The sequence below is a fragment of the Paucilactobacillus kaifaensis genome, from assembly GCF_005405145.1.
GTDB classification, from domain to species: domain Bacteria; phylum Bacillota; class Bacilli; order Lactobacillales; family Lactobacillaceae; genus Paucilactobacillus; species Paucilactobacillus kaifaensis.
In genome coordinates this window covers 1-7,879 of the sequence record NZ_BJDM01000030.1, presented here as the reverse complement: position 1 = coordinate 7,879, position 7,879 = coordinate 1, and the positions used below count along the sequence as shown (strand labels likewise).

The 7,879-nt window shown below is 37.8% G+C and carries 21 protein-coding genes and 1 pseudogene; all 22 read left to right on the top strand.

Annotation, left to right across the window (positions count from 1 at the left end):
• Positions 1 to 91 precede the first annotated feature (91 nt).
• A complete protein-coding gene (locus FFM51_RS08505) occupies positions 92 to 541 on the top strand; it encodes a hypothetical protein (RefSeq protein ID WP_137598194.1) in 450 nt (149 codons plus the stop codon).
• Positions 531 to 1,106 (top strand): NUMOD4 domain-containing protein, encoded by a 576-nt coding sequence (locus tag FFM51_RS08500; RefSeq protein ID WP_137598193.1) that lies wholly within the window; start codon positions 531 to 533, stop codon positions 1,104 to 1,106. The genes FFM51_RS08505 and FFM51_RS08500 overlap by 11 nt, the downstream gene beginning before the upstream one ends.
• A complete protein-coding gene (locus FFM51_RS08495; protein ID WP_137598192.1) occupies positions 1,106 to 1,618 on the top strand; it encodes a hypothetical protein in 513 nt (170 codons plus the stop codon). Before FFM51_RS08500 ends, FFM51_RS08495 begins: the two co-directional genes overlap by 1 nt.
• Positions 1,615 to 1,800 carry a hypothetical protein gene (locus FFM51_RS08490; protein WP_035147689.1) on the top strand — a complete coding sequence of 62 codons (186 nt, stop codon included), beginning with the start codon at positions 1,615 to 1,617 and terminating at the stop codon, positions 1,798 to 1,800. Before FFM51_RS08495 ends, FFM51_RS08490 begins: the two co-directional genes overlap by 4 nt.
• A gap of 48 nt (positions 1,801 to 1,848) precedes the next feature.
• Positions 1,849 to 2,022: a hypothetical protein gene (locus tag FFM51_RS08840; RefSeq protein ID WP_170999605.1), complete on the top strand. Its 174-nt coding sequence runs from the start codon at positions 1,849 to 1,851 to the stop codon at positions 2,020 to 2,022.
• Positions 2,022 to 2,435, top strand: coding sequence for a hypothetical protein (locus FFM51_RS08485; protein WP_137598191.1), 414 nt, complete (start codon positions 2,022 to 2,024; stop codon positions 2,433 to 2,435). The genes FFM51_RS08840 and FFM51_RS08485 overlap by 1 nt, the downstream gene beginning before the upstream one ends.
• Positions 2,432 to 3,007: a DUF1642 domain-containing protein gene (locus FFM51_RS08480; RefSeq protein ID WP_137598190.1), complete on the top strand. Its 576-nt coding sequence runs from the start codon at positions 2,432 to 2,434 to the stop codon at positions 3,005 to 3,007. Before FFM51_RS08485 ends, FFM51_RS08480 begins: the two co-directional genes overlap by 4 nt.
• The gene (locus FFM51_RS08475; RefSeq protein ID WP_137598189.1) at positions 2,994 to 3,317 is read left to right on the top strand and encodes a hypothetical protein; all 324 of its coding nucleotides are present in this window, start codon (positions 2,994 to 2,996) and stop codon (positions 3,315 to 3,317) included. The genes FFM51_RS08480 and FFM51_RS08475 overlap by 14 nt, the downstream gene beginning before the upstream one ends.
• A complete protein-coding gene (locus FFM51_RS08470) occupies positions 3,307 to 3,498 on the top strand; it encodes a hypothetical protein (RefSeq protein ID WP_137598188.1) in 192 nt (63 codons plus the stop codon). Before FFM51_RS08475 ends, FFM51_RS08470 begins: the two co-directional genes overlap by 11 nt.
• The gene (locus FFM51_RS08465) at positions 3,488 to 3,670 is read left to right on the top strand and encodes a hypothetical protein (RefSeq protein ID WP_137598187.1); all 183 of its coding nucleotides are present in this window, start codon (positions 3,488 to 3,490) and stop codon (positions 3,668 to 3,670) included. The genes FFM51_RS08470 and FFM51_RS08465 overlap by 11 nt, the downstream gene beginning before the upstream one ends.
• Complete coding sequence (locus FFM51_RS08460; RefSeq protein WP_137598186.1) at positions 3,667 to 4,107, top strand: endonuclease; 441 nt, start codon at positions 3,667 to 3,669, stop codon at positions 4,105 to 4,107. The genes FFM51_RS08465 and FFM51_RS08460 overlap by 4 nt, the downstream gene beginning before the upstream one ends.
• A gap of 70 nt (positions 4,108 to 4,177) precedes the next feature.
• Positions 4,178 to 4,312: pseudogene (locus tag FFM51_RS08455) on the top strand (DNA cytosine methyltransferase); the annotation flags it as partial.
• Complete coding sequence (locus FFM51_RS08450) at positions 4,309 to 4,587, top strand: hypothetical protein (protein ID WP_137598184.1); 279 nt, start codon at positions 4,309 to 4,311, stop codon at positions 4,585 to 4,587. The pseudogene FFM51_RS08455 and the gene FFM51_RS08450, both read left to right, overlap by 4 nt.
• Positions 4,584 to 4,928, top strand: coding sequence for a YopX family protein (locus FFM51_RS08445; RefSeq protein ID WP_137598183.1), 345 nt, complete (start codon positions 4,584 to 4,586; stop codon positions 4,926 to 4,928). Before FFM51_RS08450 ends, FFM51_RS08445 begins: the two co-directional genes overlap by 4 nt.
• Positions 4,925 to 5,122 (top strand): hypothetical protein, encoded by a 198-nt coding sequence (locus FFM51_RS08440; RefSeq protein WP_137598182.1) that lies wholly within the window; start codon positions 4,925 to 4,927, stop codon positions 5,120 to 5,122. Before FFM51_RS08445 ends, FFM51_RS08440 begins: the two co-directional genes overlap by 4 nt.
• A 7-nt stretch (positions 5,123 to 5,129) precedes the next feature.
• The gene (locus FFM51_RS08435; RefSeq protein ID WP_137598181.1) at positions 5,130 to 5,660 is read left to right on the top strand and encodes an NUMOD4 domain-containing protein; all 531 of its coding nucleotides are present in this window, start codon (positions 5,130 to 5,132) and stop codon (positions 5,658 to 5,660) included.
• Positions 5,661 to 5,710: 50 nt separating this feature from the next.
• Positions 5,711 to 5,875: a hypothetical protein gene (locus tag FFM51_RS08430; protein WP_170999604.1), complete on the top strand. Its 165-nt coding sequence runs from the start codon at positions 5,711 to 5,713 to the stop codon at positions 5,873 to 5,875.
• Positions 5,859 to 6,032 (top strand): hypothetical protein, encoded by a 174-nt coding sequence (locus tag FFM51_RS08835; protein ID WP_170999603.1) that lies wholly within the window; start codon positions 5,859 to 5,861, stop codon positions 6,030 to 6,032. Before FFM51_RS08430 ends, FFM51_RS08835 begins: the two co-directional genes overlap by 17 nt.
• Complete coding sequence (locus FFM51_RS08425; RefSeq protein ID WP_137598179.1) at positions 6,033 to 6,509, top strand: hypothetical protein; 477 nt, start codon at positions 6,033 to 6,035, stop codon at positions 6,507 to 6,509.
• Between the two features lie 4 nt (positions 6,510 to 6,513).
• The gene (locus FFM51_RS08420) at positions 6,514 to 6,969 is read left to right on the top strand and encodes a RusA family crossover junction endodeoxyribonuclease (RefSeq protein ID WP_137598178.1); all 456 of its coding nucleotides are present in this window, start codon (positions 6,514 to 6,516) and stop codon (positions 6,967 to 6,969) included.
• On the top strand, positions 6,969 to 7,214 hold the full coding sequence (locus FFM51_RS08415; RefSeq protein ID WP_137598177.1) for a hypothetical protein: 246 nt from the start codon (positions 6,969 to 6,971) through the stop codon (positions 7,212 to 7,214). Before FFM51_RS08420 ends, FFM51_RS08415 begins: the two co-directional genes overlap by 1 nt.
• Positions 7,215 to 7,302: 88 nt before the next feature.
• The gene (locus tag FFM51_RS08410; RefSeq protein WP_137598176.1) at positions 7,303 to 7,752 is read left to right on the top strand and encodes a hypothetical protein; all 450 of its coding nucleotides are present in this window, start codon (positions 7,303 to 7,305) and stop codon (positions 7,750 to 7,752) included.
• Positions 7,753 to 7,879 lie beyond the last annotated feature (127 nt).

Genomic DNA, 7,879 nt, shown 5'->3' with positions numbered 1-7,879 from the left:
TAATTAAAATATTAACGTTTATTGCAGGCTATATAACGTTTGTACTGTTTTGGGGTAAGTTGCTTAGCATGAATGATGGAGGAGGCAGATCATGAAAACGAGTGAATTTAAACGAGAACTGAAAAAGTACAGCTGCTATTTTTCGACTGATGCAGTTTATCAGGATGAAATAGCGAATGCTACAGCTTATATGGCAGTTATCAATCCTGAACAGCAAGGTGGGGTCGGATTCACGTGGGCGTTTTATCCAGACGGCTTCAACCTGAACCTATTCAAATTAATCAACGAATACGCAGCAACACCAATTGACGAGCGGAAAGATGAGAAACGGTATCGGGTGCATGTCATCCGCAAAGATTTCGAGTGGGGATATTTAAATTGGAACGACGACGATAAACTTTTTGAATTTAATAATGAAGCCGATACAAGGGTCATGAAAACTATTTTCACCGAATCTGAAATCGAAGAACTGAAACGCAATCCCGATTTGGCGATTGACTTTAATAAAGCTCTTGAGGAGGTTGATCCAGATGAACAATGAGACCTGGAAAAATGTAATTGGATATGAAAATAAATATGAGGTTAGCACGTTTGGACGTGTCAGAAACGCAAAAACTGGACATGTATTAAAGCCTTGGAAAAATTGGGGCGGATATCTTTTAGTTGATTTGTATGGGAACCATCACACAAAACATTTTTCAGTTCACAAGTTAGTTGCGGGTGCATTTCTTGGTGAGAAACCAAATGAAGATTATCAAGTTAACCATATAGACGAGCATAAGGATAACAATGATCTAAGCAACTTAGAGTATTGTTCACCAAAATATAACGCTGACTACGGCACTAGAGGTAAAAGAATTGCGATTTCTCAGGGCGTGCCAATCTATGTGATTACAGAAACTAACAAGAGAATTTATTGTAAGACTATCAGTGAAGCATGTCGCAAATTTAATCTTTCGTTGCAAAGCGTGAGAATTTGTTTAAAAGGTGAAAGGCAATCACATAAAGGTTATAAATTTGAATATGCGACAAGCAAGATTCATAACACACAATATGTTAACAAAATGGATAAGGCACTTGAACCTGTTGAGGAGGACGAAAAATAATGCAACGACAGAAAGCAAAAAGTGATGAATGGTATACACCAGTTGCAGCGGTTGAAGCAATTGTTCCGTATATAAAACAATTTAAAACAATTTGGTGTCCATTTGATAAGCCTGATTCCAATTATGTAAAAGTTTTGAAAAAGAATGGTTTCACTGTTATTAACACTCACATTGAGATGGGGGGGGACTTTCTCGCGGTTGAAATACCAGAGTGTGATGCAATCGTGAGCAACCCACCGTATTCGATTAAAGATAATATTTTGGAGCGACTTTTTAAAATAGATAAACCGTTTGCCATGTTGATGAATGTGGCTGGATTGTATGACAGTAAACGAAGATTTGAATTGTTAGAGCGTCATCCAGTAAGTCATTTATACATTTATCCTAGGATTAAATTCTTCAATGATGATAAAAAATCAAGTGTTTCTTCACCAACGTACCAGAGCGCGTATGTGTGTTACAGAATTTTAGAAAATAGAATTGAATTGAAAAAATTGGAGGCAGACAAATGAAAATACAAGTAATTAATGAATTAAATAACGATCCTGTTTTAATTATTTTTGATAATGATAAGACTGGCAAGTTTAGTGTTGCAAAAGATCAATTACTAGGAGGCACAAATTTAATAGCAGAACAGTTAAGGGAATGTGCTCGTGAATTAGTCAATTATAGAACGGAAAAATCTGAGAGGTAGAAGGCTAATGAATTGGGAAACAGAAGTCGTGAAATTGGAGGAAGAAAAATGAACCCAGAAGACGATAGCTACATCATGGAGGTAAATGGCAGTGAGGTATACGTGGAAAACGGAGAAGTTTCTTATGAGGTGACGAAACCTGATTATTCTGAACAGGAGGCCATCAGCGAGGACCGGGAAGAATATCTTGAAGCCATTATGAAAGTAGAGGACGAAAACTAATGAAGCTAATTAAATACGAAGACTTAATAAATCTAAAATATGTCCAAACCCCATCAGTAGTTACAAAGAATAAAAAAGAGGAGTTCGCTTCTAATACTTGTTTCCTTGAGGTTCCAGATGAAATTTTGTATGACACAGACATGCCTTACTACACTGTGGCTGATAATGGTTCCATTGTTGGCATGAAACCAGTCGGAAGATTGTATTTTGATAAGTACAATCATCTTGACTACTCGGACGGAACAGCGGTTGAGCGTCCTGTGATTAGTGGCGGAGAAAAAGGCGTTGTTGAACGATATCTTCACACACCGACCACGCTTTTTACCGAAGAACAGGTACTTCAAATTTTGCACGCAGCGCTATTTGACAAAGAAAAAGTAAAGGGCGTCAAGAAATTGGAGGCGGAGAAATGAAATACAAAGTAGGCGACGAAGTTTTAGTTAAAGGGAAGGTTTACAGAACTGAACCTGAAGATAATGAACTACCGTACAGCGTGGTATGTAATGATAATGGTGTACAAATTTGGCCTTATCTTGATAATATTGTCGACCCAACTGAAAAAGTTAAAGTGCCTAAATGGTTTGATGAATGGTATCACAGCACCGACGGGTATGATAATAACGATGTACAGTTCATTAACATTTTATCTGATACAGATATACACGAACTTAGGTACCTTGAACATGGTACTGCTAAAATAACGACTCATAGTTTTCATGAACAAGATCGCGTTAAATTCATCAGTGCCATCATTAACGGCTACGAAGTTGAGAAAGAAAAACTGTACAGAATCCCATTACCAAATTTAAAAACATCAGATGGATATCAACAATATTTATCAAGAAGAAGTAAACGGAATGGTCATTGGTTTGCAAGTCGCAGACAAAGTAATTTAATTCAAGCGTTTACGAAAGCGGAGATTGAGCAAGTGCCAGATGCTTATAAACAATATGTTGTGGAGGTTGAACCAGATGAAAATAGTTAGCTTACGGAGTGTTGGATTAGGCGACAGTCAAGTGAAAATAACGTACATGGGTGACATAGGTCAAGCAAGTGACCCAGCGCCGATACCATTGGTGGTAAAACTTGGCGAAAAATATAGTTCTGAAATAAAGATTGTCGCAATCGAATTAGTGACTGGCGATTATTTACCAACAATGCGTAACTTAAGTACGTATGACGGTCACACTTACTATTACAAGGTGACCACGTCAGACGGTCACGTTAGAGTACTGCCAGAGCAGAGTTACATTGCTGAGTGGGCTGATGATGAGGGTGACCAAGATGACGAATAAAGAATTACTCAAAAAATTAGCATCACGGATAGTCGAAGATTTGAACGGTGAAAACGAAGAATATGCAATGACTGGTGAGGACCATGATTTAGGCATGGTTGATGGACTTAAGGTTGCATTGTATGAAGTTAAACACTTAGATGATGAATTAGCTAAGGACGGTGACCAAGATGAAAGTTAGAATATCAGCTCCTGATCAAGGATGGTTAGACCATTTTAGCTCTGACGGTTACCAAATTGGTCAAATCTTAGAATTGAGTGAGTCAGAGTACAACGATTTAGACATGCAGGCAGATAGTTTCAATCATGAGGTTTTCGGACCAGCGATTGAATTAGAAAGGACTTCACAATGAAAAACAAACTAATTATTGCAATCACCATCATTTTAATTTTCACAGCCGGTTTTGCGACGGCACATGCTGGAGATTTTTGGATAGGACACAATAATAACGTTAACACGTCTCAGAACCTCGATAAAATTGCGTCTAAGCTATCTAATTACAAATCACAGGTAAATACATTAAACGATACTATCAACGCTCTAAAGGCTAAAAATCATGATTTAACGGCACAACTCAATAATTCTTCTGCTGCTACCCAAGCACAAATTCAACAGAAAATTGACGAAGGCAACGCTAAAGTGGCTGAAAAACAAAAGGAAGTTGATGCTAAGCAAGCCACAATTGACGATTTAACTAAGCGATTGAATACTGGCAATGCTGACATCAACCAAGCTAAAGCCGAAGCACAATCACTAGACGAAAAGTCTTCGTCAGTGGCAGGCAAATAGCATGTTAGTTACTGTGCGTGGAACAGATTGCGATAATAACTATTTAACCGAAACAAAACAAGCTGGGCTAAGCGATAGTCAACTATACAAGCAGGCTGGTAATAGTGTAACGGTTCCCGTTATTAAGGCAATTGCTGAGAGAATGGACTACAACGATAATCGCCAAGAACCCGGCGAAATCGTAAAACTGGAGGACGAAAAATGAGTAAAGGAAAACTGTACGCGGAGGTTGACGATCACAACAAAGTTCTTGCCACGGATGATGATATTGAATGCGTAAAACGAATGGCTGATTATGGCAATCGTATTGTTAAACTGCACGAAGTCCCATTGGGACATGAGAACCCTGATCTGGCACAGGCATATGCAGAGAGAAGTTTCGATGGATATATCCTAGCCATTTGGAACAATAAGGGCTATGTCGATGAATCACTGGAAAAGGGTAGTCACACGATTCTCTTACAGGAGGAAGAAAAATGAAACGAGAGATTAAGTTCAGAGCGTGGGACAACGAGTGCAAGGTAATTAGAAAATATGACGAATTGAAAGGGTTGACCTTGGACGCCTTAGATGCAAGTGATTTTGAGCTCGAACAGTTTACTGGCCTCAAAGACAAAAACGGCAAAGATATTTATGAAGGTGATATTGTTCGCTGTGAACATGATTATCAGGGTACTGATTACAACGGAAAAGTTATGTTTTTCAATGGTGGCTTCTGCGTATGGACAGGTGGATTTAGAAACTATGTTTGGGACGATATGATTCCAGAGATTATTGGCAACATTCATGAAAATCCGGAATTGTTGGAGGTAGATGAATGACAGAATTAGAAAAAAAGCAGGCTAATTGCCCGTATTGCCATGAACCATTCCAAGAATTATCTAATCAGTATATAACCGTAGCAGTTGCAATTAATTCTAAAGAAGTGTCATTAAGAATGATGGATTCCGAGCTTTATATTGACAATGTTTCAATAAATTATTGTCCGGTGTGTGGGCGGCTTTTGGAAAGGTAGTGGGTTTATGGAAAAGGAATGTTGGAAACCAGTTAATGGGTATGAAAGTATTTATGAGATAAGTTCTTTTGGGAACCTAAAAAACATAAAAACTGAAAGAATGATGCATCCTTCAAAAAATGGTCAAGGTTATATGATCACTACTTTATCAAAAAACAATCATCAAAGAATGGCGAGAGTTCACAGATTAGTAGCTTTAGCATTTTTAAGTCAAGGTGACGCCACGAGAAGAGTAGTCAATCATAAAGATGGAGATAAAATCAACAATAATGTTTCTAATTTAGAATGGGTTACTCCAAAAATAAATTCCAAACATGCTGTAGAAACCGGATTAATTAATAATGATGTCGTTGTCCAAATGAATGATTATGGAAAAGTTATAGCTTTTTATCACTCGACTAGGGAAGCTGCTAATAAAACAGGAATTGACTATTCTGCAATATCTTCTGTTATGTTGCATGATCCCGACAGGCCACACGCCGGAGGATATAAGTGGTCTAAAGGATCTGAATTGTGTGGTAGGAAATTAAGTGACTGACGATGACTAAACACTATACAGTAAACGAATATATGGAGGAGTATCAGAATTTGAAAACTTACAAGTTTAAATTAAGCGATGGCAACACATCAGAAGTACAAGCACTGTCGGAAAAACAGGCTAGATCAGAAATGATGCACAGGTTTGCCAGCATGAATGTGATGGGTATTAATCCACCTGAGATATTGGAGGTGCAAGATGAAGAAAGCAATTAATGGAATCTTTCTAGCCTTGTTAGCAGGCTCAATCGCAATCTTAACTGGATATGCGTTCTACGTATTCGTGCACGGTTTAACGGATCTAGGTTGGTTATTGATTGCCTGTGATGTGGTTGCAGTTGGTGACTTCGTATTATTCTGGCGAGGTGATTAGATGACAACTAAACAGCGACTAGATATTAATTATCTATTAGAAGTGTGGCCGTCAGATCATGAAGTTAGCGATAGTCATGGCCATAACACAAAGGATTGTCCAATCTGCAGAGAAGTGATTAGGCGAGGTCATAAGCTTTGGAATACAAATAAAGTTAAAGAAAAGACAATCCGGGCAGATATGATTGCTAAATTAACTGCTAAGAAATTCACGCCTGATGAAATTGCTGAACGTCTTAATATTGAAAAAGATACAGTTAATAAGATTGGCAGGTTAAACAAATTACCTTATTGGCGCAAGCGCGAGACATTCGCATTATGGCGAGACAAGCAATCTGAACGTTTCAAGTCAATTCATGAGATGGCAGTGTTCTTAAATGCGTCAGAGTCAGATGTTGTATATTGCAATAAGAAACATCAGGAGCTTAATGGCTGGGCTGTAATCATTAACAAACAACTAATTGAAGTTAGTAGGTGAGTTGATGGCAATTAAGTTAATTATCCCAGGTGAGCCAGTTGCACAGGGCAGACCTAGATTTGTATCACGCGGCAAATTCGTAACTACGTATGATCCACCAAAATCTAAATTATATAAGAAACACATTGTCGATGTCGTCACACAAACATGGTCAAATAAAATCTTAGATAAACCATTATCAGTGATGATTAAAGTGTATCGATCAATCCAAAAATCAACGTCTAAAAAGCTATATGCTTTAAAAGCAGTAGGAGACGTTCTACCAATTAAAAAGCCCGACGTAGATAATTACACTAAAGGTATATTAGACGGCCTCTCACAGGCTAATATTTGGACTGACGATAACTTGGTGTGTGAGGTTATTACGCAGAAGCAATATAGTGATAATCCACGAGTTGAAATTGTAATTAAAGAGATCAATTCAATTAATGAATTTGAATATCAAATGGAGGAACCATAATGAATGAAATTAAAGACAACACTATTGATGTAGAAGCAGTATTAGCAGATGTTCACCCAACGAATAAAGGAGTTACTAAGATAACTCTTGAAGTTGATACAGCAATGTTAGATGGGCATATTGGTGAGTTAGCCAATTTAATTAATTCAAAGGTTACTCTAGCAATTACTCCAAACCAAACAGAGCTAGATACTGATGAGCGACGTGAAGCGGACGGACAAACTGAGATGGATCTAGAAAGATAAGTGCACAAAAAAAGACGCTCCCAATTAAGAGACCGTCGCACGCTTATGTTACCAACACAATCATTATAACATAAGGGGATGGCGCAGATTGGGAAGTCGTAACAGTTTTCAATGGCTTAAAACATATTTGGATAACGAGGAAGAGATAGCCAATATTGAGCTGGACTTGAGACGAACCGAAATCGAGCTATCCAGATATACAGACGGAGACCTAAGGAATATTAAGTTAAGCAAGAAGTCGAATGCTTCACAGCTAGAAGAGATTATCTATGAACATAAGAAGTTGCTTGAGCAGGATTACCAGATTAGAAACGAAGTCATGGCATTGCTTGATCGATTCAGTGGAATTGAGAATACTATCTTGAAAGAGAAGTATATCAACGGACTATCATTGGTCGAGATTGCAGATATTGACGGAGTTGGATACACGTACGAAACGATAAAGCATATCCACGCTGAGTTAAAACGTAGGCTTACTTGGTTGGATATGTGGGATTTGTCAGAACAAAATAAAGACCAGATTAAATTATTTGAATAGTGTATTGAAAGTGTACACCTTGATACTACTGAACTATTGCTTTACACGAGTTATATTAATAGCATGCAAATTTGATTGAGGACGGCAAAGTATTATCAATATAAATCGTGCGTTGCTCAAATCAGAT

Bases quoted from the DNA above. Each gene is read 5' to 3' on its own strand.
- FFM51_RS08485 (WP_137598191.1), top strand. From the start codon at position 2,022: ATGAAGCTAATTAAATACGAAGACTTAATAAATCTAAAATATGTCCAA.
- FFM51_RS08475 (WP_137598189.1), top strand. From the start codon at position 2,994: ATGAAAATAGTTAGCTTACGGAGTGTTGGATTAGGCGACAGTCAAGTG.
- FFM51_RS08505 (WP_137598194.1), top strand. From the start codon at position 92: ATGAAAACGAGTGAATTTAAACGAGAACTGAAAAAGTACAGCTGCTAT.
- FFM51_RS08500 (WP_137598193.1), top strand. From the start codon at position 531: ATGAACAATGAGACCTGGAAAAATGTAATTGGATATGAAAATAAATAT.
- FFM51_RS08445 (WP_137598183.1), top strand. From the start codon at position 4,584: ATGAAACGAGAGATTAAGTTCAGAGCGTGGGACAACGAGTGCAAGGTA.
- FFM51_RS08835 (WP_170999603.1), top strand. From the start codon at position 5,859: ATGAAGAAAGCAATTAATGGAATCTTTCTAGCCTTGTTAGCAGGCTCA.
- FFM51_RS08440 (WP_137598182.1), top strand. From the start codon at position 4,925: ATGACAGAATTAGAAAAAAAGCAGGCTAATTGCCCGTATTGCCATGAA.
- FFM51_RS08470 (WP_137598188.1), top strand. From the start codon at position 3,307: ATGACGAATAAAGAATTACTCAAAAAATTAGCATCACGGATAGTCGAA.
- FFM51_RS08495 (WP_137598192.1), top strand. From the start codon at position 1,106: ATGCAACGACAGAAAGCAAAAAGTGATGAATGGTATACACCAGTTGCA.
- FFM51_RS08425 (WP_137598179.1), top strand. From the start codon at position 6,033: ATGACAACTAAACAGCGACTAGATATTAATTATCTATTAGAAGTGTGG.
- FFM51_RS08420 (WP_137598178.1), top strand. From the start codon at position 6,514: ATGGCAATTAAGTTAATTATCCCAGGTGAGCCAGTTGCACAGGGCAGA.
- FFM51_RS08480 (WP_137598190.1), top strand. From the start codon at position 2,432: ATGAAATACAAAGTAGGCGACGAAGTTTTAGTTAAAGGGAAGGTTTAC.
- FFM51_RS08490 (WP_035147689.1), top strand. From the start codon at position 1,615: ATGAAAATACAAGTAATTAATGAATTAAATAACGATCCTGTTTTAATT.
- FFM51_RS08465 (WP_137598187.1), top strand. From the start codon at position 3,488: ATGAAAGTTAGAATATCAGCTCCTGATCAAGGATGGTTAGACCATTTT.
- FFM51_RS08435 (WP_137598181.1), top strand. From the start codon at position 5,130: ATGGAAAAGGAATGTTGGAAACCAGTTAATGGGTATGAAAGTATTTAT.
- FFM51_RS08460 (WP_137598186.1), top strand. From the start codon at position 3,667: ATGAAAAACAAACTAATTATTGCAATCACCATCATTTTAATTTTCACA.
- FFM51_RS08450 (WP_137598184.1), top strand. From the start codon at position 4,309: ATGAGTAAAGGAAAACTGTACGCGGAGGTTGACGATCACAACAAAGTT.
- FFM51_RS08415 (WP_137598177.1), top strand. From the start codon at position 6,969: ATGAATGAAATTAAAGACAACACTATTGATGTAGAAGCAGTATTAGCA.
- FFM51_RS08840 (WP_170999605.1), top strand. From the start codon at position 1,849: ATGAACCCAGAAGACGATAGCTACATCATGGAGGTAAATGGCAGTGAG.